The sequence below is a fragment of the Kiloniella laminariae genome, from assembly GCF_027214005.1.
GTDB classification, from domain to species: Bacteria; Pseudomonadota; Alphaproteobacteria; order Kiloniellales; family Kiloniellaceae; genus Kiloniella; species Kiloniella laminariae_A.
Window position 1 is genome coordinate 638,432 of record NZ_JAPWGY010000001.1, and the last position, 25,116, is coordinate 663,547.

General features: G+C 53.1%; 27 protein-coding genes. 17 read left to right on the forward strand and 10 right to left on the reverse strand.

The features are described 5' to 3' along the window. The first annotated feature begins 210 nt into the window (after positions 1-210). The 5 genes from O4H49_RS02855 to O4H49_RS02875 all read left to right on the forward strand — a co-directional run bounded on the left by O4H49_RS02855 (position 211) and on the right by O4H49_RS02875 (position 7,060). Positions 211-1,386 carry a multicopper oxidase domain-containing protein gene (locus O4H49_RS02855; protein ID WP_269421902.1) on the forward strand — a complete coding sequence of 392 codons (1,176 nt, stop codon included), beginning with the start codon at positions 211-213 and terminating at the stop codon, positions 1,384-1,386. Then, positions 1,383-2,585, forward strand: a complete 1,203-nt coding sequence (locus tag O4H49_RS02860) for a ZIP family metal transporter (RefSeq protein ID WP_269421903.1) — start codon at positions 1,383-1,385, stop codon at positions 2,583-2,585. Before O4H49_RS02855 ends, O4H49_RS02860 begins: the two co-directional genes overlap by 4 nt. Positions 2,586-2,952: 367 nt before the next feature. Next, on the forward strand, positions 2,953-4,653 hold the full coding sequence (locus tag O4H49_RS02865) for a putative bifunctional diguanylate cyclase/phosphodiesterase (protein WP_269421904.1): 1,701 nt from the start codon (positions 2,953-2,955) through the stop codon (positions 4,651-4,653). Between the two features lie 85 nt (positions 4,654-4,738). Continuing rightward, positions 4,739-6,517: a CHASE domain-containing protein gene (locus tag O4H49_RS02870; RefSeq protein ID WP_269421905.1), complete on the forward strand. Its 1,779-nt coding sequence runs from the start codon at positions 4,739-4,741 to the stop codon at positions 6,515-6,517. A 12-nt stretch (positions 6,518-6,529) separates the two neighbouring features. Then, entirely contained in the window at positions 6,530-7,060 is a 531-nt protein-coding gene (locus tag O4H49_RS02875; RefSeq protein WP_269421906.1) for a response regulator, read from the forward strand. A 126-nt stretch (positions 7,061-7,186) separates the two neighbouring features. Here O4H49_RS02875 and O4H49_RS02880 read toward each other — a convergent pair whose 3' ends face one another. Then, positions 7,187-7,909, reverse strand: a complete 723-nt coding sequence (locus O4H49_RS02880; RefSeq protein WP_269421907.1) for a VIT1/CCC1 transporter family protein — start codon at positions 7,907-7,909, stop codon at positions 7,187-7,189. Positions 7,910-8,022: 113 nt separating this feature from the next. Next, positions 8,023-8,823 (reverse strand): substrate-binding periplasmic protein, encoded by an 801-nt coding sequence (locus O4H49_RS02885; protein ID WP_269421908.1) that lies wholly within the window; start codon positions 8,821-8,823, stop codon positions 8,023-8,025. A 277-nt stretch (positions 8,824-9,100) separates the two neighbouring features. Between O4H49_RS02885 and O4H49_RS02890 the strand changes: the two genes are divergently transcribed. Beyond that, positions 9,101-9,658: a PAS domain-containing protein gene (locus tag O4H49_RS02890; protein WP_269421909.1), complete on the forward strand. Its 558-nt coding sequence runs from the start codon at positions 9,101-9,103 to the stop codon at positions 9,656-9,658. A 3-nt stretch (positions 9,659-9,661) separates the two neighbouring features. On the opposite strand, the gene O4H49_RS02895 is transcribed toward O4H49_RS02890, so the two are convergent. Continuing rightward, the gene (locus tag O4H49_RS02895) at positions 9,662-10,318 is read right to left on the reverse strand and encodes a CatA-like O-acetyltransferase (RefSeq protein ID WP_269421910.1); all 657 of its coding nucleotides are present in this window, start codon (positions 10,316-10,318) and stop codon (positions 9,662-9,664) included. A 260-nt stretch (positions 10,319-10,578) separates the two neighbouring features. Here O4H49_RS02895 and O4H49_RS02900 point away from each other — a divergent pair, with 260 nt between their 5' ends. Both O4H49_RS02900 and O4H49_RS02905 read left to right on the forward strand, forming a co-directional pair. Next, positions 10,579-11,130, forward strand: coding sequence for a GNAT family N-acetyltransferase (locus tag O4H49_RS02900; protein ID WP_269421911.1), 552 nt, complete (start codon positions 10,579-10,581; stop codon positions 11,128-11,130). Further along, positions 11,130-11,339 (forward strand): hypothetical protein, encoded by a 210-nt coding sequence (locus tag O4H49_RS02905; protein WP_269421912.1) that lies wholly within the window; start codon positions 11,130-11,132, stop codon positions 11,337-11,339. The genes O4H49_RS02900 and O4H49_RS02905 overlap by 1 nt, the downstream gene beginning before the upstream one ends. On the opposite strand, the gene O4H49_RS02910 is transcribed toward O4H49_RS02905, so the two are convergent. Beyond that, positions 11,336-11,872, reverse strand: coding sequence for a peroxiredoxin-like family protein (locus O4H49_RS02910; RefSeq protein WP_269421913.1), 537 nt, complete (start codon positions 11,870-11,872; stop codon positions 11,336-11,338). The two genes, O4H49_RS02905 and O4H49_RS02910, sit on opposite strands and share 4 nt — an antisense overlap. A 267-nt stretch (positions 11,873-12,139) precedes the next feature. On the opposite strand from O4H49_RS02910, the gene O4H49_RS02915 reads away from it, so the two are divergent. After that, positions 12,140-13,075 (forward strand): AraC family transcriptional regulator, encoded by a 936-nt coding sequence (locus O4H49_RS02915; RefSeq protein WP_269421914.1) that lies wholly within the window; start codon positions 12,140-12,142, stop codon positions 13,073-13,075. Between the two features lie 25 nt (positions 13,076-13,100). Here the strand turns inward: O4H49_RS02915 and O4H49_RS02920 are convergent, their stop codons facing one another. Continuing rightward, the gene (locus tag O4H49_RS02920; protein ID WP_269421915.1) at positions 13,101-13,760 is read right to left on the reverse strand and encodes a LysE family translocator; all 660 of its coding nucleotides are present in this window, start codon (positions 13,758-13,760) and stop codon (positions 13,101-13,103) included. Between the two features lie 488 nt (positions 13,761-14,248). On the opposite strand from O4H49_RS02920, the gene O4H49_RS02925 reads away from it, so the two are divergent. The 4 genes from O4H49_RS02925 (at position 14,249) to O4H49_RS02940 (ending at position 17,794) form a co-directional block, all read left to right on the forward strand. Further along, the gene (locus O4H49_RS02925) at positions 14,249-15,115 is read left to right on the forward strand and encodes a LysR family transcriptional regulator (RefSeq protein WP_269421916.1); all 867 of its coding nucleotides are present in this window, start codon (positions 14,249-14,251) and stop codon (positions 15,113-15,115) included. A gap of 352 nt (positions 15,116-15,467) precedes the next feature. Next, positions 15,468-16,109, forward strand: coding sequence for a PAS domain-containing protein (locus tag O4H49_RS02930; RefSeq protein WP_269421917.1), 642 nt, complete (start codon positions 15,468-15,470; stop codon positions 16,107-16,109). A 291-nt stretch (positions 16,110-16,400) separates the two neighbouring features. Continuing rightward, positions 16,401-17,039, forward strand: a complete 639-nt coding sequence (locus O4H49_RS02935) for a PAS domain-containing protein (protein ID WP_269421918.1) — start codon at positions 16,401-16,403, stop codon at positions 17,037-17,039. Positions 17,040-17,260: 221 nt separating this feature from the next. Next, on the forward strand, positions 17,261-17,794 hold the full coding sequence (locus O4H49_RS02940) for a PAS domain-containing protein (protein WP_269422275.1): 534 nt from the start codon (positions 17,261-17,263) through the stop codon (positions 17,792-17,794). Between the two features lie 106 nt (positions 17,795-17,900). Here the strand turns inward: O4H49_RS02940 and O4H49_RS02945 are convergent, their stop codons facing one another. Further along, positions 17,901-18,245, reverse strand: a complete 345-nt coding sequence (locus O4H49_RS02945) for a hypothetical protein (protein ID WP_269421919.1) — start codon at positions 18,243-18,245, stop codon at positions 17,901-17,903. Positions 18,246-18,757: 512 nt separating this feature from the next. On the opposite strand from O4H49_RS02945, the gene O4H49_RS02950 reads away from it, so the two are divergent. Next, the gene (locus O4H49_RS02950; RefSeq protein ID WP_419715206.1) at positions 18,758-19,225 is read left to right on the forward strand and encodes a PAS domain-containing protein; all 468 of its coding nucleotides are present in this window, start codon (positions 18,758-18,760) and stop codon (positions 19,223-19,225) included. Positions 19,226-19,314: 89 nt separating this feature from the next. On the opposite strand, the gene O4H49_RS02955 is transcribed toward O4H49_RS02950, so the two are convergent. Together O4H49_RS02955 and O4H49_RS02960 are read right to left on the reverse strand one after the other, a co-directional pair. Then, positions 19,315-19,884: a hypothetical protein gene (locus O4H49_RS02955; RefSeq protein ID WP_269421920.1), complete on the reverse strand. Its 570-nt coding sequence runs from the start codon at positions 19,882-19,884 to the stop codon at positions 19,315-19,317. A gap of 262 nt (positions 19,885-20,146) precedes the next feature. Next, positions 20,147-20,608, reverse strand: coding sequence for a hypothetical protein (locus O4H49_RS02960; protein WP_269421921.1), 462 nt, complete (start codon positions 20,606-20,608; stop codon positions 20,147-20,149). A 436-nt stretch (positions 20,609-21,044) separates the two neighbouring features. On the opposite strand from O4H49_RS02960, the gene O4H49_RS02965 reads away from it, so the two are divergent. After that, a complete protein-coding gene (locus O4H49_RS02965; RefSeq protein WP_269421922.1) occupies positions 21,045-21,206 on the forward strand; it encodes a DUF1737 domain-containing protein in 162 nt (53 codons plus the stop codon). A 242-nt stretch (positions 21,207-21,448) separates the two neighbouring features. Here O4H49_RS02965 and O4H49_RS02970 read toward each other — a convergent pair whose 3' ends face one another. Further along, positions 21,449-22,417 carry a LysR family transcriptional regulator gene (locus tag O4H49_RS02970; RefSeq protein WP_269421923.1) on the reverse strand — a complete coding sequence of 323 codons (969 nt, stop codon included), beginning with the start codon at positions 22,415-22,417 and terminating at the stop codon, positions 21,449-21,451. A gap of 126 nt (positions 22,418-22,543) precedes the next feature. On the opposite strand from O4H49_RS02970, the gene O4H49_RS02975 reads away from it, so the two are divergent. Continuing rightward, the gene (locus O4H49_RS02975; protein ID WP_269421924.1) at positions 22,544-23,230 is read left to right on the forward strand and encodes a type 1 glutamine amidotransferase domain-containing protein; all 687 of its coding nucleotides are present in this window, start codon (positions 22,544-22,546) and stop codon (positions 23,228-23,230) included. A 130-nt stretch (positions 23,231-23,360) separates the two neighbouring features. On the opposite strand, the gene O4H49_RS02980 is transcribed toward O4H49_RS02975, so the two are convergent. Next, entirely contained in the window at positions 23,361-23,819 is a 459-nt protein-coding gene (locus O4H49_RS02980; RefSeq protein ID WP_269421925.1) for a hypothetical protein, read from the reverse strand. Positions 23,820-24,079: 260 nt separating this feature from the next. Between O4H49_RS02980 and O4H49_RS02985 the strand changes: the two genes are divergently transcribed. Next, complete coding sequence (locus O4H49_RS02985; RefSeq protein ID WP_269421926.1) at positions 24,080-25,096, forward strand: homoserine dehydrogenase; 1,017 nt, start codon at positions 24,080-24,082, stop codon at positions 25,094-25,096. Positions 25,097-25,116 lie beyond the last annotated feature (20 nt).

The following is a 25,116-nucleotide window of genomic DNA, read 5'->3' on the forward strand; positions in this document are numbered from 1 at the left end:
CCTTTGCGTGTAAGAGGTGACGATATCACCCGCAAAAGAAATCGGGCAAGGGCAAAAACAGGACGGCACCAGCGAGAATTTCCGCAGTAAAATACCTGAACAACACACTCGGGATTATTGACAGATCCTGTGAAGAGGCGTACCAATTACTTATATCTGTAGCTATGGCTACATTTCTGAGTTTGTGCATGATTGCGGGTGTGGTGTTCGATGAAGTTTTTTAAATCCCTGAAGACAAAAATAACCCAGATCAAGCCGGTCAATCCGGTCAGGCGGCGCTTGCTGGGTGGCGGCTTTCTGGCGGGGGGGCTGGTTGCCTTGACGGCTTCGGGTTCAGCGCGGGCGCAGAGCCACGACAATCACTCGACACCCGAGGGCAGCGCTACAGCGCCAAAGGACCCGGCAGCGCAGGAAAAAATGCGCATGCAACATGGGGGCATGACCACAGTGGGCGAGGTTGATCATGCGCGCAACGGGTTCCATCCCGTGGAAATGCTGACCGACTGGGACCGGGGCGTGGCCTCGACCCTGCCGGATGGCCGGACCCTGCGCGAGTTCGAGATCACCGCCGAAGACAAGGAAATCGAGATTGCCCCGGGGATCTTCTTTCCGGCCTGGACCTATAATGGCCGGGTACCGGGGCCGACCCTGCGCGTGACCGAAGGCGATGTGGTGCGTATCCGCTTTACCAATAACAGCTCCATGCCGCACACCATGCATTTCCACGGTATTCACGCCGCGCGAATGGACGGGGTGCCGGGGGCGGGTGAAGCCATGCCGGGCGAAGAGTTTACCTATGAATTCGATGCCAAGCCTTTTGGCTGTCACCTCTATCACTGTCATTCCTTTCCGCTGAAGCGCCACATGCAAAAGGGGCTGTACGGGGCCTTTATCGTCGATCCCGATCCGGAAAAACACCGCGACAACCCGGCCGATTATGCGGTGGCCCGTTCGCGCCTGCTCGGCACGCCAGAGAACGATCACTGGCAGGAATTCATCATGGTCATGAACGGCTTTGATACCAACTTTGACGAAGAAAACGAGATTTACGCGGTCAATTCCATCGCCCATGCCTATAGCAACGAACCGATCCGCGTGGACAAGGCACGCCCGATCCGGGTCTATCTGGTCAATGTGACCGAGTTTGACCCGATCAACTCGTTCCATCTGCACGGCAACTTCTTTGACTATTACGACCACGGCACCACGCTGTCGCCGACACTCCGGATCGTTGATACCGTAATGCAGTGTCAGGCCCAGCGCGGCATTATCGAGATTTCCTTCGCCGAACATGAAAACGGCAACTATATGTTCCACGCCCATCAGGCCGAATTTGCCGAACTGGGCTGGATGAGCCTCTTCCAGGTGGAAGGAGAAGACGCATGAGCACCCGGCCTTCCAAATCAGGTACTTCAGCCTCCGGTCCCGGTTCGTTACGCAGTCTTGCCTGGCTCTTGTTGCCGCTGATTGGTCTCGGCCTGTTTCTGGTCCTTCTGTTTCGCAGTGATCCGCTGGCGCTGTTGTCCGATATGGCACCACCGCTGGAAGAGCTGACGGTTGAGCAGACCCTGCTGGATGACAACGGGATTACACTCTGGGTCCGGGCCGACGGGTCTGAACCGATGCACATTGCCCAGATCCAGGTCGACGGTGCCTTCTGGCAGTTCAGCCAGACCCCGGCCGGGCCGATTGACCGGCTGGATCTGGTGCGGCTGGACCTGCCTTATCCCTGGGTTGCGGGCGAGCCGCATTTTATCACGCTGATTACCAACAGCGGCACGACCTTTGATCACGAAATCGCCGTGGCGCTCCCCAGCCCCAAGGCATCGGCTGAACAGTTTATCGGTCTGGCGGTGATCGGGATCTTTATCGGGCTGGTGCCGGTGGCCTTGGGCATGCTGAGTTATCCGGCCTTGCGCCGATCCGGCAGTGGCAGCCTGCAGTTTTTACTGGCGTTGACGGTTGGTCTGCTGGTGTTCCTGCTGATTGATACACTGGGCGAGGCGCTGGAGCTGGCAGATGAAGCCGCGGGGGCCTTCAAGTCCCCGACCTTGGTCTGGGCCGCCGCCATCGGAACCTTTTTGCTGCTGCTGGTGATCGGTCGCCGCAAAGGCGAAGCCCCCACAGGTACCGGGCTGGCAGGGTATCTGTCCCTGGGCATTGGTCTGCACAATCTGGGCGAAGGTCTGGCGGTGGGTGCGGCCTTTGCCGTGGGGGAAACCGCGCTGGGGACCTTCCTGCTGGTCGGTTTTGTCCTGCATAACATTACCGAGGGTATCGGCATCGTCGCGCCGCTGGTCAACAAACGCCCGGCGACCTGGGTTTTTGTCGCTCTCGCCCTGCTGGCCGGATTACCGGCTGTCTTCGGGGTCTGGGTCGGGGCCTTTGCCTTTGCCCCGCAGTGGGCTTCGCTGTTTTTCGCCATCGGTGCCGGGGCAATCCTGCAGGTGGTCTTTGAAGTCTCGGCCTATCTGTCCCGCCGTTCTGCCGAAGCGGGAGGCAGCTGGCTGTCACTCACCAGTCTGTCCGGCTTTCTGGTCGGCCTGGCGGTGATGTACGGCACGGCATTGCTGGTGACGGCCTAGGGGATGATGGTCGGGGTATTAATCCCTGGGGCATGAACGGCCCAAGAAAGTATCGGGCCACGTAATTAACAACCTGTCAGCTTTGGGTAAATCGTCAAGCAGGGTGCGCTTTCCAAACGAAAGCGCACCCTGCTTTTTGTGTCGGCTCTTTCATCCATATTCAGAAACCGTGGTGATGATGCCAGTCCCAACCCGGGTTCAGAATCCCCCTGTTACAAGACTTCTTTCAAGCGAGTGCAACGCGATGATAATCATTTTTTAACCATTTATTCTATATGATCAAAATGTAACTTATAGTTGTGGCTAAATATATAAATTAACGGCGTATATTCTGTGCATATTTCGCACAAACAAAGGATGACGTGCCTTGAATTTATTGCTTATTGATGACGATATGGTTGATCGTGCGAATACCGTTCGTACTTTGAACCGCTCTGGTTATAGGTTGAATATTACCGAGGCAGAGACAGCGGAAGATGGACTCGGTCAGTATAAAAAAGCAACCTATGATATCGTTCTTCTGGATTATCAGCTGCCGACGATGACCGGGCTGGATCTGCTTAAACTTTTCCATTCCAATTCCCAGGAATGCCATGCGGTTGTGATGATCAGCAATTATGATGACGAAGACCTGGCGATCTCCTGCATCGAGAATGGGGCGCAGGATTTTATCCCGAAAAGCGAGCTGTCTTCTTCGCGTCTGATCCGCGCAATCATGCATGCGAAAGAGCGTTACAAGATTGACCAGCAGCTGCGTCGCAGCCATGAACAACTGAAGGTCATGGCCGAGCGGGATGCGCTGACCGGGCTGTCAAACCGCTATGTTTTTGAAGAGGCAATGACCACGGCTATTCCCCGGGCAGAGCGGCAGGGGGTTCGTCTGGCTTTGCTGATGCTGGATCTGGACTGTTTTAAAGTCGTCAATGATACCCTTGGGCATGCGGCGGGTGATCGGTTGCTGGTTGAGGTGGCCAAGAGATTAAGTTCCCAGGTTCGCGGTGGAGATCTGCTCTGTCGTCTTGGTGGAGACGAGTTCGCCATTCTGGTTGATAATTTGGTCGATCCGATCATGATGCGTCAGTTCTCTCAGCGGATTTTCTCGGCCTTTTCGACCCCCTTTATTCTGGAAGAGATCGAGTTTTCCATTTCAGCCAGTATCGGGATTGCGATCTATCCTGATTGTGCCCAGGATGCGATGCAGCTGATGAAATGCGCCGATGTCGCGATGTACCGGTCCAAAGAGAAGGGGCGCAACAGGGCAAGCTATTATTCCCAGTCGCTGCACGAAGAGGTTTCCCGGCGCATAGAGCTTGAACGCGAACTGCGTCGTGCAGCTGTTGAAAATGAATTCGTTCTCTATTACCAGCCCCAGGTCGACTGTATGTCCGAAAAGCTGGTTGGCGCAGAAGCCCTGATCCGGTGGCAGCACCCTGAAAAGGGATTGATCAGCCCGGTGGAGTTTATCCCCATCGCCGAAGAAATTGGCCTGATTCCCAAAATCGGAGACTGGGTCCTGGAGACGGCCTGTGCCCAGCTACAGCGCTGGAACAAAAACACGGCAGGTTATGGTGATAACTTTTCTATCTCGGTCAACATCTCGGCGCTGGAGCTGAACCAGCAGGGTTTCTTTGCAAAAGTTGAAAGGGTGATTGAGCAGTACGAGATATCGCCCCAATTGCTTGAGCTGGAGATTACTGAAAGCACCCTGATCAATTCCACTCCCGAAACGGCCCAGATCCTCAAAGCGCTTTCCGACTATGGCATTACGCTGTCTCTTGATGATTTTGGCACGGGGTATTCTTCCCTGTCGCAATTACAGGTCTATCCTTTTGAGGTTTTGAAAGTTGACCGCTCGTTTGTGCAATCGATTGAAGATAATGACGATGGTGCCCTGTTTCTGGAAGCCATCAATGCCCTGGCCCGGGTCTTGGGGATCAAGACTGTGGTAGAGGGCGTCGAGAGGGAAACACAGAAAATGTGGTGTCAAAAGCTCGGGTTTGACCGGATGCAGGGGTATTATTTTGCCAAACCTATGCCCACTGCCATGTTTGAAAAACAGTTCTTGTGACATCTCCTGTCAGAGATAAAGCAAGAAAACCCAGAACCGAAAGCAAACCGGGGAAACTGTGATGATTGTATCAGGGGAATTATAGATGGATGGGCTGAATGAAGCCCGCCTGTTCCACCGGGAACAGCGGAGCAAGTATCTTCGGGGGACGCGATTGCACTGGGCGCACTGGTGTGTGGTTTTCCTCTCGATTATCCTGACCGTCAGCGCCTGGTATATATCTGACCAGCAGGTTCTCCAGCGTAGTCAGGAGAAGTTTACCCGTGAGTCCAGCCAGGTGATCGAACTGGTCAAGGAACGGATGGGACTTTACGAAAATGCGCTTTGGGGCGGGGTGGCTTTTATCGACGCCAATGGGGGAGATGTCAGTTACGACGACTGGTTTTCCTATGCCAGCAGCCTGCGGATCGAACAGGTCTTTCCCGGTATAAACGGAATTGGTGTAATTTATAACATTGATCCGTCCCGGCTTGACTCTTTTCTGGAACAGCAGCGGGTGGCACGTCCGGATTTTGCCCTGCATCCTCAACACACCCAGCCGGAATACTGGCCCATTACCTATATTGAACCTGAAGGTCCAAACAAAAGGGCTGTGGGGCTGGATGTCGCTTTCGAAGCGAACCGCTATAGTGCGATTAACAAGGCCCGTGACAGCGGGAAGGCACAGATTACTGCGCCGATTGCCCTGGTCCAGGATGCGTCGAGTACTCCGGGATTTCTGTTTTATACGCCCTTTTACCGCAACGGTACAAAGCCGGCCAGTCTTTCGGAACGGCATCGTGAAATTGTCGGGGTAACCTATGCCCCCTTTACCATGTACAAATTGATGGAAGGGATACTGGATCGCCGGAAAAGGCAGCTGCTGGTCAAGATATCCGATCAGAGTGAGCAGCTTTTTGATGATATCGTCAATGCTCGGGAAGAAGAGATCAATCAGGATCCGGATCCCCTGTTTCGTCGCCAGGAAGAGGTGGCGATGTATGGTCGGGCCTGGACATTTGATATCGAATCAGACCTGTCCTTTCGGGAAAGTGTTGCCAACAGCCAGCCTGCTTTCATTCTGACCGGAGGGCTGATTATTGACAGTCTTCTGTTTGGTTTCTTTGTTTATCTGGCCCGTGGCAATCGCCGGGCTCTTTCCTATGCCGAAGAGTTGACGGTAGCTCTGGACAGTCTCAAGGAACAGTCTGTGCGGCTGGAGAAATCCAATGCCGACCTGGAACAGTTTACCTATGTTGCCTCCCACGATCTCAAGGCCCCACTGAATTCGATCAAGCAGATCGTCGGCTGGCTGGAAGAAGACTGTCAGGATGTCTTGCCTGAGGAATCAAAAAAACATCTGGAGCTGCTCACTACCCGCTGTACCAGAATGATGAAGCTTTTGACCGATCTTCTGGAATATGCCCGGATAGATCGCCGGGAATACAGCGATGAGCCGATCATCCTCAAAGATCTGACGCGGGATATTCTGTTTTTGCTTGGGGTCGAAGACAGATTTATCTGTGAGGTGCCGGAAGATCCAATCCTGATCCCGCGATCGGTCTTTGATGTTGTCCTGCGCAACCTGATTTCCAATGCCATCAAACATCACCATGACGATCACGGAAAAATCGTTATTCGCAGCGAGATCGGTGAAAACGGGCGGTTTTTCTATGTTGAGGATGACGGACCGGGAATACCCGATGACCTGCATTCAAAAGCGCTGGAAATGTTTCAGACTCTCAAGCCACGCGACCAGGTTGAAGGCAGTGGCATGGGACTGGCCCTGGTGAAGAAGCTGATTGAATATCACGGGGGCTATCTGTCCCTTGAAACCGGTCGCAAAGTCGGGACCTGCATTGTTATTTTTTGGCCACATGTCTAGCCGGAAACAAACATGGGTGCAGAGCTGAACGCCGGAACTGAACTGTCGATGATTGCTAACAGAACAACGGGTTTTCTGATGAATCGAATTACCAAAGAAGTCAGCCTGCTGCTGGTTGAAGACGATGATGTTGACGCGACCTCGGTCGAACGCAGCTTTTTGAAACAGCGGATTGGCAATTCTGTTCTGCGTGCCCATGACGGGCTCGAAGCCTATGAAATGCTCCGTCAGAAAAAAATCCTTAAACCCTTTATCATCCTGCTTGATCTTCAGATGCCCCGGATGACCGGGCTGGAGTTTCTCTCTGTCATCAGAAAAGATCCAGAATTTACAGATTCCATTATCTTTGTCCTGACAACCTCCAAGGCTGATGAAGATCTGGTTGCTAGTTATAACCATCAGGTGGCAGGATATTTTGTGAAGCAGGAAGCAGGGAAAAACTTTATTGATGTGGTGACGATGCTCGACAGTTACTGGAAAATCATCCATTTTCCTGAGTGTGCCGAGAAAAATGCCTCTTCTTTAAATACGGATTTGAAATAGGGGTCAGAAACAGGAAGCCGGGCTTCTTTCCGTGATTTACCCCAGGATTTACCCCAGAGCAGGGAAAGCTTCCTGCAGCAGGGTGCGGTGTGATCTGTCTCTCCCCTTGCTCTACGAACCTCTCTTTTACCCCACGACCCCGCGCAAGAGATATCCGACACCATAAGATACCGCGGCGGCCAGACCGCCGATCAGCAGGGTTTCACTTCCCGAGCGCCACCAGGGGGCAAGAGACCAGCGGCTTTTGACCATACCGGTGAGGAAAAAGACTGCTGCCGTCAAAAGGGCTGACGTTGTAAAGGCGTTTTCAAGTCCGAGAATAAAGGGCGCCAGCGGGATTGCGCCGCAGAGAAAAAAAGCGCTGAAGGTCACAAGAGCCGAGCGCAGGGGATCACGGGATACCGGAGAAATACCGTATTCCTCGGCCAGCATGGTGTTGATCCAGAGTTCCTCGTTAGAGGTGATTGCGTCGGTGGCTTCTTCCAGCGTGCTGCCTTGCAGACCTTTGGCAATCAGGATTTGCCGGATTTCCTCGCGCTCGCCTTCTGGTACCTGGCGGATATGTTTGCGTTCGATCTCACGCAACCTTTCGGCATCGTCCAGTTCTGATTTGGTGGCGCTATAGTTCCCGGCTGCCATGGAAAAGCCGTCGGCCAGAAGGTTGGCAACCCCGAGGATCAGGATTACCCGCAAGGAAAGCTGGGCCCCGACCACACCCGAGACCACGGCAAAGGTGGTGACAGCCCCGTCAATACTGCCGTAGACCCAATCACGCAGGTAGTTTACGGAAGTTTCTTCGGCCAGTCTGGCCTGAATGGCTGTTTGGGAATGCTCGTGTTCCAGTTTCATGACGCCCTCTTGTACCTGTTTGCCTGAAATTTTATGGGGAAGGATTTGTAAATAAAAGCAACAAGTTGTCACAGGGTATAAATGACAGGGGGGTGACAGCGTGGTGAGAGAGGTTAATTGAAGTAGGCGTATCTTGCCTCGAGATTTTTTATAAAGCCTTCGTCGTGAAGTTCGAGGATGATCCTGTTGATGTCCTCAAGCAGGGCATGGCAGGGCGAGGCCTTGCTGATCATGAAATAAACATCGTTCGAAGCAATGTTCCAGGACAAGGGGGTTATGTTTTTTGTATTCTCGGTTTCGTGAACATCCGCAATGCCGTCGTAGCGGGCCAGGACGACATAGTCAGCCCTGCCGGCCGCCAGCATTTCAATCAGGTTTTCTGTCGGTACTTCAAGGATACTCAGATGCCGGGAGGCAAACTGATCAAAATCTTTCCCATAGGAGCCGCCCATCGGGCGCAGGCCCTTGCGACCAACCAGATCACCCAGCTCTTTATAGGACGCTTCATCTCCCTTTCGGACGAAGATTGCCACTTCGTCAGTCGTCACCGGTTTGGTATAGCTGTAGATCTGGGCGCGTTCCGGGGTCCAATAGGCGCCGAGCAGCATGTCGAGCTCACCTTTTTCCAGCTGGGAAAGTACCCGGTTCCAGGTAGACTTGGGTGTTATTTTCAGCGGGATGCCCAGACGCCGGGAGATTTCCCGGGTGATATCCGGGGCAAGCCCCTGTATTCCTTCCTGCGAGTTTCCATCCGTTTCTTTGCGCATGATAACCGGATACCAGTCTGCGGCACCGTTTATCTTGATCTCTGGGCAGTTTTCGGGGGTACTTTGAGCAGGAAAAGGGGCGGCCCAAAACAGGAGAGTTGAGGATAAGAAGCCGAAGACTAAGGTAAAGTTGGCTTTAGCTATCATGATCACCCGAATGTGCAATCGCGGTTACCTGCAGAGTGATTGTAATACAGAGAGGGAGTTTTTAAAAGCAAGGTTATTTGTTTTGAAGACTTTATCGCTAGGGGGAAGTGGTCGTGCCAGCAGGGTTGAATAACATAGACCTTCTTTCATCAGTTGTTTACAAAGAGGCAGAGGGTATGACAGTATTTTTCTTGTCCTTCAGTTGTTTAACCTCTGGTTCGTAGACGGCTGGGCAAAAGGGACGAAACAGATCCAGCTTTGAGAGAGTGATGTAGGCTTGGTTGATTTCAAACACCCCAGAAGTGACCAGTTCTTCCAGTTCTGGAAAACGATCCCTCGCGAAGGTTTGGTGCCGTACCGTCAGGACTATCATCCGGAAAAAGCTGCTGCATTGCTGCCAACGATGATGATGTATGAACTGATTTCAGCCGATCATATCAAAATCCGCCTGATGGGAACGGGGATCACCCAGGATTTTGGCACGGAACGGGAAGGCAAGAATTATCTTGATTTCATCGAGCCGCAACGTCGGGAAAAAGTTTCAAAAGCCCTGTGGGAAATTGCCCGTATTCCTTGTGGCATTCGAGTTGTGGCCGAGCATCTGCTGCAAAGCGGTTTGACGGTCAAGCTGGAATCAGTCGGTTTGCCCCTGCTTAATCGCGAAGGCAGGATCAGCTGGATCCTGTTCCAGCGGAACATTCTGGGGGAACAACGCGGTCTGCCGGAACAACCCTCGGACCGGGAATTCGATCCACGCACCTATGTCCGGCTTTTCCTGCGCGACTATATCGACATCGGCGCCGGGGTGTCAGATTTCAGCGAAGAGACCCCCTGAAAGTCAGGTCGGGAAATCGCTGATGATCTTTTCCAGTTTCTGGAAGAAGCGGGCGATATGCAGGCCGTCGACCAGGGCGTGGTGGGCGGTGATGTTGACCGGAACCTGCCAGGACTGTTCTGCCGGGTGTGCGGGGTTATTTTCCGCAGAGGTGATCTTCCCCCAGGCGATGCGGGGTATACAGTCGTCCGGTCCGCAAAGGGGATGCTGCATGGCCGTGAAAGCAAGCCAGGGCAGGCAGCTGCCATAGATCCAGTCATCCCGGTGGCTGGTGTTGTCTTTCAGTTCCGGCTGGGTCTTGGCAGCGGAGACAGCAATCTGACAGCGCTGGTTGAAAAGGTCCCAGTCCTCGCAGTAGTCCACTTCACAAAAGGCAAAGCCGTCGTCTTCGATCGGGACGGTGACCGAGGGGTTGATGACTGCATGTTCGATAATATCCTCTTCGCGAAAACGGCAGCGCAGTTCCGGCACCGCATTTACAGCTTTCATCAGGCAATAGAGCAGGGCATTGAAGGGAGAAATATCAAGGCGCTGGCGTGCCAGCATAACAGGCGTGACATCAACTCTGCCTGTGATGCTGACATGGGGATTGGCGAAGCCCTTGAACAGCTGATACTGGCTGCGGCGGGACCAGCTGTTCAGATCGATCTTTTTTACCACTGGCTTGTCTCCCGCCTGTTTTGGTTCTCGGCTTAAGGTACGAAATAAGATAGGTGATCTGTGATATTTTTTCCCGTGAGAGGTGCTGCTGTCAATTGGCCAAGAGGGTTTTTCAGCACTGGTTTCCTGAGTAGACCATAAAGATCCTAAACCAGACCATTGCCCCATTCGTGTTTCTGTTACAGCTTTATATCAGGTACAGCTTTATATCAGGTACAGCTTTATATCAGGACCTATCAGGGCAAGCCGGAGGGGGAAATTTGAAAGAACTCTATAGCGAACGATTATATCTGAGGCCTTTCAGGGGAAGCGATCAGGAAGATCTTTTTCGGCTTTATGGCAATGCCGAGGTTATGGCCATTCGCAAGATCGGCACCCAGAGCCGGACCGGGAGTGATCGGCAACTGGAGATTATTCTTGACCACTGGCACCGTCGTGGCTTTGGACTCTGGGCCGTTTTTGACCGGAAGAACGGTGATTTTCTTGGCGAATGTGGGCTTCGCGAAGAGAACATGAAGGGCGCGGAAGCAAGCCGTGAGGTCGAGCTTTCCTATGGCCTGATTCCGGCTGGTTGGGGCAGGGGGCTGGCAACAGAGGCGGCAGATCTGATGATCTGCTGGGGATTTGAAGAGCTGGGGCTGCCCGCCATCCAGGCTTTTGCCCGCAGCGATAACGCCGCATCGCTCCATATCTTGCGCAAGCTCGGATTTATATACGAGAGCGACTTTCCGGAAGACGGCTATCGGATCAGCCGAACCTGTCTGAAACAGGTGGATTGGCTGAAAACAGCAGGGAAAGTACCGGTAAGGTAGTGCTGTATAAAAAAAATTTGGAAAAAAGCGCCTGGAATGCCACTGGAAAAGCCAATGCCCCCGGTATGATCGCTTGTGCGGTGATCGCCGGGGGCATTGTTTTTGGCTTCCCTGATGTGCTCGCGAACAAGGGGAAGTCAAAAACTGAAATCAGGAACAGGCGGGAAAGCCTAAACAATTCCGGTTCAGATAAAGCCAGTATCCCCTAGACTGCGCCGGTATATTCGCCGCGGCCGGGATAGTCATTGGCCAGGATAAAGTCGACGGCACCGACCATTTCACGGAAGGCGGGACGGACAAAGGGCATGGTCTGGACAGAGGCGTAATAAAGGGTCTGATCCGGGCGAACCATAAAGACACCTGGTTCAGAAAAGAGTGCAGGTTCTTCAATGCCGATCGAGGTGGTGCCACGCGAGGTGGAAATAAACAGACCCCATTCCCGGGCAAGGTTGAGGGGCAAGTCGTAGGCAAAGCGCAGATTTTTGGCTTCGATCTTGTCGGCCATCGCCTGTGTCCGTTCTTTGCCGTCAGAACTGATCGCAATGGTCTTGACGCCGCGTTCGGCAAAGTCAGGGGTCAGGCGTTCCAGTTCCTTGAGGTAATTGGCGCAGAGCGGGCAATGAAGGCCGCGGTAAAAGGTAACAAGGGTAAAGTTTGTCGCTGCATCACTGCCCAGATCAAACTGACCGTGGGACAGGGTGGGCAGGGAGAGGTTCGGGGTCTTCTGACGGGGAATCAACACGTTTATAACTACCTTTCGCGCTTGTGGCTTTTACTTTGAAATAACCGGGCAGAGGTCCAGAAAGTGCTTTCTATCTGGCACAACCAGTTCTGGTGCCAGCACAGGTGTTTGCACCGGGAGTATCCTGGAGTATCCACTGGGTCCTGTTTTGGGTCTTGTACTGGACAATTCCCTCTTAACAATAATATAGTGAACTATTGGTAACAATTTGTGCATATATGTTACCCCATAGTACCAAATTGATTTTGTTGAAACAGGAGACAGAAATTGACCGAAGAACGACCGGACCGGCTGTCAGCACTGATCAAGCGCTTTCGGGTTCATGCCAGGGTCTTTCCGCTGGCCCGGTCAAGAGAAGGGCTTCTGTCAGCTGCGCACGCCTCTTTCAACCTTCCCGAGGGAACCCGGGATATATCGCGGGGGGCATTTCCGGCTGTAAATCGGGGTGATGAACCAGCGCATTCTTCCCGGGCCAATTTCTATATTGCCCGGCGGGGGCAAATGGCCCTGAGCGATCCCCGGCTGACAGATCTGGAGGACAAGGTGCCGCTGCTGGTGTATTTCCCGCGGGGCGTTCCGGCGGGGACAGACTGTTTACAGCCAGCAGCAGAGCATGGCGCTGGAGGTCGCGATCATGTTTCAGCCCTGATCGATACCGGAGGTGAGGCCAACCCGATTGCCCTGGCTTTGCCGGATCTGGTCATTGTCCGGCTGGATCAGGCCAAAGCCCTGCAGGCCGTTACCGATATATTGCTGGAAGAGGCAACCGCGCCCCGCTGTGGTGGCTCGGCAGTGATTGACCGTCTTTGCGAGATCGTGGTGATCCGCCTGTTGCGCCATCTGATCGAAGCGGGAGAAACCCAGGTCGGCCTGTTGGCCGGACTGGCGCATCCGAACCTGTCGCTCGCGGTCATTGCGATCCATGAAAATCCCGATCACAGCTTTTGTCTGGAAGAACTGGCAGCCATTGCGGCGATGTCCCGCACGCACTTTGCCAACTCCTTTCGCAATTGCCTTGGCGTCACGCCGGGCCAGTATATTTCGAGCTGGCGTCTGACCCTGGCGCGGATGGAGCTGGGCAAGGGAACGCCCCTGAAAGTTATTGCACAACGGGTTGGCTTTTCCAGCTCCGCCGCCCTGTCCCGGGCCTACTCCCGCCACTACGGTGTCTCGCCAAGACAAGAGCAGGTCCAAAGCGCGTGATCAGATCTGTGATGTGAGGCAAAGCCTATCCGATGAAATCCGTGCTTCCGGCCCAGAGGAGCAGCAGGCCGAAGCCGACAAAAATGCAGGTGATGGCCCGGTTCATGTTGCGGATCACGGCGGGGCGGCGGAGCAGGCCTGACAGGTGCACAGCGAGCAGGGCAAAGCTGCTGAGGGAAACAAAGGACAGGGTCATAAAGGTTCCGGTCATCAGCAGAAACTGGGGAGCAATCGGTCGGGACTGGTCGAGAAAGAAGGGGAAGAGCGCCAGCAGGAAGGTCAGCATCTTGGGGTTGGTCAGACCGACCACCAAGGCCTGGCGAAACAGGACCAGGGGGGTGGGGAGGGCGTTGATCCCTGCGTCTGTGCTGTCCCGAGGAGACAGACCATCGAGTGAGACCATACCGCGGTTCCAGTTCTGGTGACCTAACCAAAGCAGATAAGTCCCGCCGGCAAGACGCAGGAAAGAGATGATTTCGGGTCTGGTTGTCACCAGTGCCCCGAGCCCCAGCGACACGGCAAGTCCGACGCAACCGATGGCGGTAATGTTGCCCAGACTGGAATAGAGCGCCTTGCGCATACCAAGAAACAACCCGTTCTTGATTGCCAGAACGATCGCCGGACCTGGGGTCAGGGTATTGGCGGCGGCGGCGAGGACAAAGGTCATCCATAGTTCCTGTGACATGATATTTTCTGCTTTGCTGTCTGCCGGTTTTCCCGGAAAATTCGCCAAAAAATTTTTCTGGAAATTTTCTGGAAATTTTCTGGAAATTTTCCGGGGTTCTGTCCGGGGTATCTGATCCGAAAGACCTTTGCCTTTACAGGGACAAGATCTTTGCTGTCCTGATCAAACAGAAAAACACGCATCAAGAATAATAGTTTGTTTTAATAAATGCATAAAATATAATGATGTGAAGTTGTTCCCCTTTAAAATCAGAGGGGGTGAGTTGATGCGACAGCCGGAAATCTCAGCCTGAATCTCAACGTGAATCTCAGCCGGAAATCCCAGCCGCTACTCAAAGCTGGCACTCACCGGGGAGTTCACAGGGAGAGGGCAGACGCAAAAGAATATAGTGCGACAAATTATGGTTGGCCCTCGTGATTATAAACCTCTGGGGAGTGGTATCGGGGGCCTCATCCCGTTTTGATCACATATGAATAAAGGCAGTATTGATGGATCTGCAATCCCTGCGCACCTTTAAACTGGTTATGGATCTGGGCAGTATTACCGCTGCGGCAGAGCATCTGCATACGGTACAGCCAAATGTTACCGCGCGGATCCGCAAGCTGGAGCAGGATCTGGGAACGGCTCTGTTTCAACGAGCCCACCGCCGGTTGATTCCAACCCATGAAGCGCATGAACTTTTGGGCTATGCGAATGCCATGCTGTCACTGGAACAGGCGGCGATGAAGGCAATCAACCCGCGCGATCAGGGGCATATCCGTCTCGGGTTCATTGATAGTCAGGCCGGACATCTGCTGCCGGGTGTTATCAGGGCGTACCAGCAGAGCTATCCCGAGGCGGAGATCGTGGTCGATTCAGGGGTTTCCGGTTATCTGAACCGCGAGGTTGAGGATTGTCGGCTGGATGCTGCTGTGGTGGTGGATCGCCGGGTGCGCAGCCGGGACCAGGACAATCTGATTACGCACAAGCTCTTTACCGAACCTTTGGTTTATCTGGCCCCGCGAAATGTGGTGTCGCTGGAAGAGGCCTTGACCTTGCCGATTATGGTGCTGGTGCAGGAGGGGGGCGGATATCGCAACTTTGCGATCGACTGGTACAGATCCCAGGATCTGGTCTCGCCAAAGGTCATGGAGATTTCAACGATTGATGGTATTGTGGCCTGTATCCGTGCAGGGATCTGTGCTTCGGTTTTGCCGCTTTCCATCGTTGAAAGCTTTGAGCTGCAGTCCCGGGTATCCCGGTTTGCATTGCCCGGAGAAGATGCGGAAATCAGTATTGTCCTGACCCACCGTCCAGAGCTGAAAGGGGACAGGCGGATTGGCAAATTGCTTCAGGTTCTTCAGGGGAACTCTTGAAAACACAGTTAATGATAAGAAAAACGGATGAAGTTACAGATTAACTGTTCTGTATTTCGAATAGAGGCGAGGGATGCCGAGAGGAGATGATGCGAGGGGGGCAGGGTGCCATATCTGCTTGCTCCTGCTTCTGTGCCTGATTTTATTATTTGTTTTCATGTATTGATCTGTTTTTTCTGGTTTGTTTTTCTGCAGGAACTTGTGTTTCTAGACCTCGTGGGGCTGGCGATGAGGCGGGAAAATATTAATTCCCGCCAAAGGAGAAAAACAAACGCTTTGTTAACCTTTCCTTTACCATATATACTAACTGTCTGTTGTCAGATGACCCGGTTCTAATCGGCGAGGAAACAAGTTGGGTGAGGCAGTATTGAAGGATTGTAGTCCTGTCGATTTCAGACACTCAAAAAGCCGGTCTCTCTTTGAGTATTGGCAAAGTTTGCCCCGTCAGGATCTGGTCCCTTTTCGGCACAGTTTTCTGCCGGAACAGGTCCCTTCCCTGTTGTCCACCATGTTGCTCTATGAGCTGGTTTCTCCCGATTTTATTAAAATTCGCCTGTTGGGCTCTTTGATTGCCGACCGCTTTGGGGCTTACCGGACCGGAACCAACTATCTGGACTTTGTCGAGCAAAGCCGTCGAAAAAACGCAGCTGGAGCCCTGTGGGCCCTGGCCAGACACCCTTGCGGCATGCGGGTCTTTCTTAAACAGGAGCTCTGGAGCGGGCGGAATGCCTTGTTGGAAACCGTTGGACTGCCCCTGTTGAACGATACTCCTGGTGGTAATCCTCTGGTCATTTTCCAAAGTAATGAGGTCTTTCAGGACCATGAAGGGGAGTTTGTCGAGAAGCGACAGATCAACGAGGTCCCGCCAGAAGGGAACTCGCTGCTTGACCGCCCCGGGCAGCCAGGATCAAAAACCCAAATCCGTTACATTCATCTCAATCGTCGGGAGTATTTTGACCTCGGCGCAGGTGTAACGGATTTTGTTGATCGCTGACAGGTAACGACTTACTCCCTGCTTCCAGATTTCCTTTTCATACCATACCTGTTTTCTTCTAATATTTTTCTGGTTTTTCCCTGTTATGGATGATGTGCTGGTAAAGCTGGCAAGCATTGTATAGCCACAGTTTTGCTTGTCATGTTGTGTCTGCGAGGATCGGTCAGATCCAGGGCTTTATGATGGAAATTTATTTAAGGCATTGGTTTTGCTTGTAATAATTTGATTTTCCGGCGAATATGGCTCCGTTTTTAAACCATGGGAACAAGGCCGTACGAAAAAGGCGGGAGAATGTTGGAGTTCAGGCATAAAAAAACCGGGATCTTTTTTGACTACTGGCGGGAATTGCCCCGGCAGGGACTGTTGCCCAGCCGCAGTGATTTCCATCCGGAAGACCTGCCTTCGCTGTTGAGCAATTTCATGATCTATGAACTGGTTTCCAGGGACTATATCAAAGTGCGTCTGCGGGGCTCGGTTCTGGGTGACCGGCTGGGGTATCATGGCATTGGGGATAATTACCTGGATCTGGTTGAGAAATCCCGCCGTTCCAAGGCGTCGGAATCTCTCTGGGCGATGGCAACCCAACCCTGCGGCATGTACGTCATCATCGAACAGGAACTCAAGAGCGGCCTGATGGTACAGATGGAATCTCTTGGACTGCCTTTTGCCAATAGCCAAGGCGAGACACCCCTGATTATTTTCCAGAAAAACGAAATTGACAGCGATCAGGCCCGGGAAGCGGAAATTGCCTCTCGAGAAGCTGCAGCTGCAGAAGACGTGTTGGAAAAAATCGGATCAGAAATGTCCAGAGGCAAAGAACCGGAAGCTGGAATACCATCGCCTGGCGATGGTGACTGCCCACGGTTTATTCGGCCGCTGGAGCGAATTTTTATCGATATCGGTGCTGGAATTTCTACATTCCGGGATTAAAAAAAGCGGAAGGTTCCTCGGCTGAAAAAGCTTAACAATATTTTATCCGGAAACAGCTAGAATTTGTATTCCTGCAGGAAAATATCCCGGACACAGATCCTGTCGTTGTAAGTTCGTCATGGCTAAAGTAGTGTTTTTACTAGAGGAAAACGCAAACGTTCAAGGTTTTTTGTTTGTCATCTGTTACTGATATTTAATGAAATGATGAGGGCAGAGAAATAATAGACTTCAGGCATCCCAACAGCCAAAGTTTCTTTGAGTACTGGTCAAGTCTTCCGCGTGAAGGTGTCTTGCCGTTACGAAGTTCCTTTCTGCCAGAGAAAATCCCCCGGCTGTTGCCGACCCTGAGTATCTATGAGCTGGTTTCCGAGGATTTCATCAAGTTCCGTCTGGTCGGCTCGACAATACGCGAACGGGTTGTCGAGAACTACACGGGAAAAAACTATCTGGATTATGTCGCACCGGAGAGACGGGCAAAAGCCAGTGCATCGCTTTGGGCCCCAATGAAACAGCCTTGTGGCATGCGGGTTTTTTCCAACTATAACCTGTCAACCGGCCGGACTATTTTCCTCGAGGTCGTGGTGTTGCCGGTATTGAATGATCTGGGCGAAAATCCGGTAATATTGCTTCAGAGCAACGAGATCAAACCACGGGATAACCGCTCGCCTGATGAAGAGGAAAACCTGAAGGTCATCACTGTGGCAGGGCGGGATTTTATTGATATTGGTGCAGGTCTGTCCGATTTCAAAGACTGAAATGCCAAAGAGTTCTGTCCGGATTTTGAATTTTGCCCAGGTTTTTCGCACGACCAGAACAGGACAAGCGCCTGATCTGGTCTGATGAAGCCGCAAGATAAGGCGCTTATTTAAAGGCCATCAGGGTGAGAGTTTTGATGACCACGATGTCTTGTGTGTTTTTTGTCTGATCGTTGTCAGCCAGGGGCTGTGTGATCTGGTGCCAGTGCTGGTGTTCCTTGTCAAACCAGTCAAAAACACCACAGAGCCAGCTCGGGGTCAGGTTTGTCAGAACTTCCCGGTGTGTCGCCCGAAGGATTTCGCTGGTACCGGGGCCTGCTTCGCTGAGATAGTGACCGGTTGGCTCTTGCCCGCTTAACTCTACCAGACGGGTGCCCCAAAAGGTCGTCTGGAAATCCTGCTGTTCGGTGATCCAGCGATTGACAATCATGGACGGCCAATAGGGCAACATTGCCCTGTTGCTCTGAACCTGTTGTATGGTCAGGATGCGCCCCTCCCGGACATGATCACAAAGAGACTGGAATGCAACAAGTTCCGGGTGGCGGATACTGTCTTCACAATTGCGCTGGATCGAGGTGATTGACCTGCTCCCTGATCAAAATTTATGGTCAAAACATCTGCATTTTCTGAGGTATCTTCTGTGTAAGTGTAGCTTGAAGTAGTAAATTTTTCTATCTGTGATTTTGAGAATTTCTTAAAATGTTTCCTATGGTAGTGGCCGATGTGACCACTCCTCTTTTCGCCAGAGTAAAATATACAAGAGGGCAGGAAGGGTGTTACTATCAAGGATCTGGAACACGGCAGGGGCTCTGAACCAGGGGGCATTCAGGGAGCCGCTATTGCCAGGAGCCGGGGTGTCAAGAGGTTGGTCCGGATCAGACAGGGGCAAAGAAGATTATTAAATTTGAGCACCCGCACAGTGTCGCGTTTTTTGACCACTGGCAAAATCTCCCGCGAGAGGGATTGCTGCCTTTACGCAGTTCTTTCCTGCCGGAGAAGGTTCCGAGACTTTTGCCCACATTGAGTATCTATGAGCTGGTTTCGCGGGACTATATAAAGTTCCGGCTGATCGGTACGGCAATCAGAGAACGCATGGGGGCAGACATGACCGGGAAGAACTACCTGGATTTTGTCGATCCTGCCCGCCGGGAAAAGTCGGCCGGATCTTTCTGGGCCGTGGTTGAGCAACCTTGCGCCATGCGGGTTATTTCCAATCACGCCATGACCTCGGGACGGCATATGTTTCTTGAGGTGCTGATGGTGCCGGTGGAAAACGACAGGGGGGAGAACCCGGTTGTGTTGTGTCAGACCAATGAAATAAACAAACCGGGAAAAGAGGAGTTTCATGACCCCGATGGCCTGAAGCTTGTCACCGTTTCAAATCGGGAATTCATTGATATCGGGGCTGGTCTTTCCAGCTTTCGCGACTGAAGCCCGGTTTTCAGACAGAAATGCTGTTGGTTGCCTCTGAAACTAAAAGGCTATTCCCGCTTTTTGTTGTACCGCCTGTTCCCGGCTTTTTATCCGGCAAAGACCAGAAAGGAAATTGTTGCGGACAATGTGTTTTCAACAGGAACTTCGCGGGTCAGCGGCAAGGTAACCTGGTCCCAGCGGCGATGGGATTTGTTGAACCAGTCAAGCTGTCCCCCCAGGTATAGCGGCTGTCCGGTTTTAATCACCTCGGCATGGGCATAGTGCAGCGTTTCTCCGGTCTCCCCTCCGGCTGAGCGGACATGCTGTCCTGTCTGTTCCAGACCGCAGGCCTCTACCAGCCTGGTGCCCCAAAAGGTAGTGAGAAAATCCTTGGCGTCACTGTCCCAGCGATTGACGATCATCGAAGGCCAAAAACCCAGAAACGGTCGGGTTTGCAACTGTTGAAGAGCCAGAGGCGCATCGTTTCTCAGCGGGTCGCAAAGCGCCATGAATTTCCTGATTTCCGGATGGGCCATGCTTTGGGGGTCGTTGCGGATAATGCTGCTTATGTCACTCTCCCCGGTTGCCGTGCCGATCAGGTGATCCGGGCGGGTATTCGGAATTTGATTCTGAAAATGAATCTGTTCAATTCGATGCTGCCGAAAGTATAGCATCATACAGGAGTATGTCACTTATTTATTCAGAAAAATTAGGCATTTAGTAAAAAATTCATATTTTACTTGCCGGGTTATTCGCCTGTGTGTTTTCAGTAAAATTTTGGTCCCTATTTTCGATTGTTGCCCTCAAGGAGGGCTTTGCGATCCGGGTCTTTTTCTGGGCCAGAGAAGAGGTATGAAAAAGGTTTCAGACAGGAAAGAGCAGGTTGGTTCCGGTGGGGAAAATCTGTTGTTCCCGGTACAGTTATCGGCCTGTCACCGGTCAGGAACCCTTCTGGTCAAAGCTGACATAGGCCAGCGTCTCACTGACCGTTCCGTTGCGCTCAAGCGGGAGAATTACCGCGTTGAGTTGCTGGAAATCTTTGTTCAGCCAGTGGATGGAGGTTGCGAGATACACCGGTTTGAGCTGTGTCATGACATCGTGATGGGCCTGCCAGAAGATGTTTTCTGTTTGGGGGAATTCACCGCGTTTGATGTATTTCCAGCTCAGGTCCATACCATAGACGGCAGCAAGGCCTGATCCCCAGTAACTGTAAAAGAAATCCTGTTTTTCCGCGTCCCAGCGGTTGAGGATAAGTGTCGGCCAATAGGAGAGAAAAGGTCTGTTCTGAATCAGGGGAATGGTCATGTATCCCTGGCCACGGACCTGATCGCAGAGCCGGAGGAATTCGACAATGTCCGGGTGGTTTATCGTGGTTTCCTGATTGAGATAGATTTCCGGCACGACGTGCTTTCTGAATAGAGTACAAACCAGTTGGCGAAGCGGTCTGAAGGGACAGCTCACGGATAACAATAAGGCGGGGAAAGGTCTTTGGGAAGGATTTTGGCAGCTGCTGCAAGGATTTATTTACTTCAAGTCCAGCTGACAAGGAGACCAGAAAACCAGCAGACAAGCCAGCAGGCAAGGGAGCAGAAAAGGCAAGAGGCAAGGCCGCGGGGAGAGGGACAGGGCGGGATCAAGTATGATATCCCGGTGACAACTCTCTCTGGAATTTTTAGATCCTTTTAATATTTTTGCGGCATAGTGACCCTGAGGCGAGCTCGCTGTGAACGTCGGTCCGAAACCGGACTTTCTGTTCTGTTGTATTGCCTTCTGAAATAATATGTGGCGCGGATTTTCGACTATTGGAATTCTGGCCATTGGACAAGGGGAAGTCGGAATGAGAGAATACAAGCTGGTTCTGGAACACAGTCAGGATGATCTGAACAAAAAGATCACTGACATGCTGAACAAGGGATGGGATGTCAGCGGGAATCTTGTCGTTGATCGGGACGATGAAGGCTTTCCCTATTTCTATCAGGCCATGATCAAACAGGGGTAATTTCTGACACAGATTTTCCTTATCTCCGAAAGCTGTTGTTCTGGGTTGGTCTATACCGGACAGGACATGATCATATCTGTCAGTAAAAGAATACGGGGGCCTTGTCACAGGCCCCCGAAAACGTGTCATTTTACCCAGTCGTTCTGCAGACCGGCATTGTGATGGTACTGGGTGATGGTACTGGTGTAAAAAATCCGGATAACAGGAACATCTGATCCGGTATTGCCTTTATATCCCCTTAATTAATCCTCCTTAATTTCTGTGCGGGGAATTTCTCTGTCCGTTATTTCTCTGCTCGTTATTTCTCTGCGGGTTCTTTTCTGCGGAGGTTGCCCGCTCCGGGGCAGTTCCTGGGCCAGATAATCAATCAACATCCTGACTTTCAGGCTTGATGCAGCCCCGGGTGGATAGACCGCAAAAAGATCCAGCGGAGCCAGTTGATAGTCTGGCAGCAGGATCTCTAGCGTGCCATCGGGCAGATCCCAGAGTTCGTGCTCTGGCAGCAGGCCGAGCCCGTGTCCCCCCAGAACAAACTGTAGCCTGGCCCCTGCGTTGTTGGTATGCACGGGGCCATTGACCCTGATCGTGTGACGTTGTCCCTCGCGGTTCAGATTGATCTGGTTTGTCTGGCGGCTGTAGACCACCCAGCCGTGCTGGGCGAGTTCTTCAGGGCTGGCTGGTCGACCAAAACGGTCCAGATAGTCCGGGGTGGCGCAGATAACCCGCTGCGCGGAACAGAGCTTGCGTGCCATCATGTTTGAAATCTGAAGCGGTCCGGCGCGAATGGCCAGATCATACCCGCCTTCGATCAGGTTGGTGATCTGGTCGGTCAGTTCCACTTCCAGATCGACTTTGGGGTAGAGTTGGCGAAAGTGGCTGAGCAGGGGCACGATGCGTTTGAGGCCAAAGTTGGTCGAGCAGGTGATGGAAACCCGGCCGGCGGGTTCGCTGCTCAGGGCCTGAAGCCGGCGGCTGGCGGCTTCGGCCTCATCGGCAATGATCTTGCAGCTCTGGTAATAGTCCTGGCCCGCGTGGGTCAGGCTGAGGCTGCGGGTGCTGCGGTGGAGCAGCCGCACACCGAGCCGTTCTTCCAGCTGTTTGACCTGGTGGCTGATCGCGGCCCGGCCAACACCGGATTTTCTTGCCGCCTCGGCAAAGCTGCCACTCTCGACCACGCGGGCAAAGGTGATCATGCCGCGGAGTTCGTCCATTTCAAGCCCTCTATTGTCAAATTATTTGATACATAATGTAAGATAAAAGGCATATTCACTTCAAGTGACTAACGAATTATCTTTGCTTCAGACGTCGATTACAGCTTCTCAAACAAGGATAAGATTATGAATATTCTGATGATTTTGACTTCCCACGAAGACTTTGGAAACAGCGGCCGCAAGACCGGTTTCTGGATGGAGGAGTTTGCCGCACCCTATTACCGTTTTCTTGATGCGGGCAGCAAGGTCACCCTGGCATCTCCACAGGGCGACCAGCCTCCGGTCGATGCAGCCAGTATGGGCGAAGACTTTCAGACAGCCGATACCCGTCGTTTTGCCGGGGATGTCAAGGCGCAGGCCCAGCTGGCCAGCACCCTGAAGCTGGCAGATATTTCTGCTGACGATTATGATGCGGTGTTCTATCCCGGCGGTCATGGTCCGCTGTTCGATCTGACCGATAATGCGGCTTCTCTGGCGCTTCTGACGGCCCTTCACAGTGCAGGCAAGCCTGTTGGTGCAGTCTGTCATGGTCTGGCGGCCCTGATCAAGGCGAAGACAGCCGACGGTACGCCCCTGGTCAAAGGTCACGAGGTGACAGGCTTTACCGACAGCGAGGAAGCTGCGGTCGGTGCCACAGACCTGGTGCCCTATTCGGTCGAGCAGGAACTGGCGAAGGCAGGCGGGAAATTCCGTAAGGCTGATGACTGGGCGAATTTTGCCATCCGGGATGGCTTGATCATCACCGGACAGAACCCGGCCTCTTCTGCTTCGGTTGCCGATCATTTGCTGGCGGCACTGAAAGAGCGGGGCTAACAGCTAACCCCTGGGTATCAGGTAAAATATCGGGCGCCTCAGAAGGGAAAGTCTCTTCTGAGGCGCCCGATTATCTTTTTTTCTGGCCGAGCTTCAGGTTGTTTCTGGTCTGCTTTAGGGAAAGTTTTTTTCAGGAAGTGCGGTCCGGCAAACCCCGGCCGTTGTTCCACCAGCGGTTCGGGTTGTTGCTCTGCGGGTTATAGGCCGCCCGGCTGGCCCAGTCTTCGCGCAGGAAAATCACCGGTTCTTCGTAATGGTGGACATAAAGAATGGCATCCATGACCTTTTCCAGCACAGCCAGATCCCGTTCGATAGAGATCTTCAGCTCGACCATGGGATAGGTTTCGGTGTTGCCGACAACAAAATCCTCGGCATGTGTTGCGGTTGTTGTGCCGGGTTCGGGGCGGGCGGTTTCCCGGCCGACGGCTGAAATGCTGGCGTTGCGTTGATAACGCCCGAAATTCAGGGGATGGACCGCCATAACCGCATCGAGGATTTTGTCGGTGTCTTCGGCTAGCGTCTGGATCTCCAGCGTCCAGACAGGCGCAAAACTTCCCGACCTGGCAGCATAGTTGGAAAGGTCTGGCATGCTTTTCTCCAGGTATGTTCTTTTTATGATCCCTGTATGTTTATATATTGTTCTATTGCTGGTGGGTTGTCAACCAGAGCAAGGCAAGTAGGAAGAGGGGGAAACATACCGGGTTTCAGCTGGAGTAAGCTTTTACTGATTTTGTCTTAGGTTGCGGCTATTGCTATTTTAATCCTGCAGGTAATCGGGCTAGTCTGTTGGCCGTGAACAGGTAACAGTTTCTGGTAACGCAGGACGTCAAAGGTAATCAGGAGTTCCTTATGATTATTCGGGCAGCACTGGTGGGGCTGGGCAGCGTCAACCGCCATCTCATGGCCATTCTGGCGGACAAAAAAGACCGTCTGCAACAGGACCATGGCGTCGAAATCCGTCTGGTGGCGCTGGTCGACAGCCGCGGGGTGGCCGTGGCAGCGGACACGCAGGGCTATGACCCGCGCGAAATCTGTACCGCCAAGGAAGCGGGGAAATCCACCGCTGACCTGCCGGGCTATCTGCCCGGGCGCAGCATGGTCGAGTTGATCGAGACGCTGGACTGTGATCTGGTTTTTGAAGCCTCGCCGGTGGATCTGGTCACGGGCGGGCCGGGGCTGGCGGTCGCGCGCAAGGCTTTGGGCCGCGGCATTGCCGTGGTGCTGGCGAACAAGGGGCCGCTGGTGCTGGCCTATCACGAGCTGCACGAACTTGCCGCCCGACATAACACCGGGCTGGGCTTCAGCGCCACGGTCTGCGGCGGCCTGCCGATCATCAACATGGGCCGACGTGACATGATCGCCGCCGATATCAGCCGTCTGCGCGGCATCTTTAACAGCACCAGCAATTTTATCCTCGGGGAAATGGCAACAGGACGTTCCTATGACGACGCCCTGGCCGAAGCTCAGCGGCGCGGCATTGCCGAAACCGACCCGAGCCTGGATGTCGGCGGCTGGGACACGGCCAACAAGCTGGTGATCATCGCCAATGCCATTTTGCGGATGAAGGTCGGATTAGGGGACGTCACGGTTGAAGGCATCACAGCGATCACGCCCGGGATGATTGCTGCCGCGGCGGCGGAGGGCAAGATCTATAAACTGGTCGCCTCTGCCGAAGGTGGCAAGCTCTCTGTCGCCCCGCTGGCCCTGCCCAAAGACGATTTCCTCGCCCATTGCGACGGCTGGGAAATGGGCGTCGAGATCCACAGTGATATCTATGGCATCATGTACCACAAACTCTGGGAACGCGAACCCACCCCCACCGCCGCCTCGATGCTGCGCGACGCGGTGAATATCTTTTGCGGGTGAGGGGGGTCGTATATGTCTCG

Bases quoted from the DNA above. Each gene is read 5' to 3' on its own strand.
- O4H49_RS02945 (WP_269421919.1), bottom strand. From the start codon at position 18,245: ATGTTGCCCTATTGGCCGTCCATGATTGTCAATCGCTGGATCACCGAA.
- O4H49_RS02870 (WP_269421905.1), top strand. From the start codon at position 4,739: ATGGATGGGCTGAATGAAGCCCGCCTGTTCCACCGGGAACAGCGGAGC.
- O4H49_RS02975 (WP_269421924.1), top strand. From the start codon at position 22,544: ATGAATATTCTGATGATTTTGACTTCCCACGAAGACTTTGGAAACAGC.
- O4H49_RS02855 (WP_269421902.1), top strand. From the start codon at position 211: ATGAAGTTTTTTAAATCCCTGAAGACAAAAATAACCCAGATCAAGCCG.
- O4H49_RS02885 (WP_269421908.1), bottom strand. From the start codon at position 8,823: ATGATAGCTAAAGCCAACTTTACCTTAGTCTTCGGCTTCTTATCCTCA.
- O4H49_RS02860 (WP_269421903.1), top strand. From the start codon at position 1,383: ATGAGCACCCGGCCTTCCAAATCAGGTACTTCAGCCTCCGGTCCCGGT.
- O4H49_RS02980 (WP_269421925.1), bottom strand. From the start codon at position 23,819: ATGCCAGACCTTTCCAACTATGCTGCCAGGTCGGGAAGTTTTGCGCCT.
- O4H49_RS02925 (WP_269421916.1), top strand. From the start codon at position 14,249: ATGGATCTGCAATCCCTGCGCACCTTTAAACTGGTTATGGATCTGGGC.
- O4H49_RS02920 (WP_269421915.1), bottom strand. From the start codon at position 13,760: ATGTCACAGGAACTATGGATGACCTTTGTCCTCGCCGCCGCCGCCAAT.
- O4H49_RS02955 (WP_269421920.1), bottom strand. From the start codon at position 19,884: ATGATGCTATACTTTCGGCAGCATCGAATTGAACAGATTCATTTTCAG.
- O4H49_RS02985 (WP_269421926.1), top strand. From the start codon at position 24,080: ATGATTATTCGGGCAGCACTGGTGGGGCTGGGCAGCGTCAACCGCCAT.
- O4H49_RS02970 (WP_269421923.1), bottom strand. From the start codon at position 22,417: ATGGACGAACTCCGCGGCATGATCACCTTTGCCCGCGTGGTCGAGAGT.
- O4H49_RS02875 (WP_269421906.1), top strand. From the start codon at position 6,530: ATGGGTGCAGAGCTGAACGCCGGAACTGAACTGTCGATGATTGCTAAC.
- O4H49_RS02965 (WP_269421922.1), top strand. From the start codon at position 21,045: ATGAGAGAATACAAGCTGGTTCTGGAACACAGTCAGGATGATCTGAAC.
- O4H49_RS02880 (WP_269421907.1), bottom strand. From the start codon at position 7,909: ATGAAACTGGAACACGAGCATTCCCAAACAGCCATTCAGGCCAGACTG.
- O4H49_RS02935 (WP_269421918.1), top strand. From the start codon at position 16,401: ATGTTGGAGTTCAGGCATAAAAAAACCGGGATCTTTTTTGACTACTGG.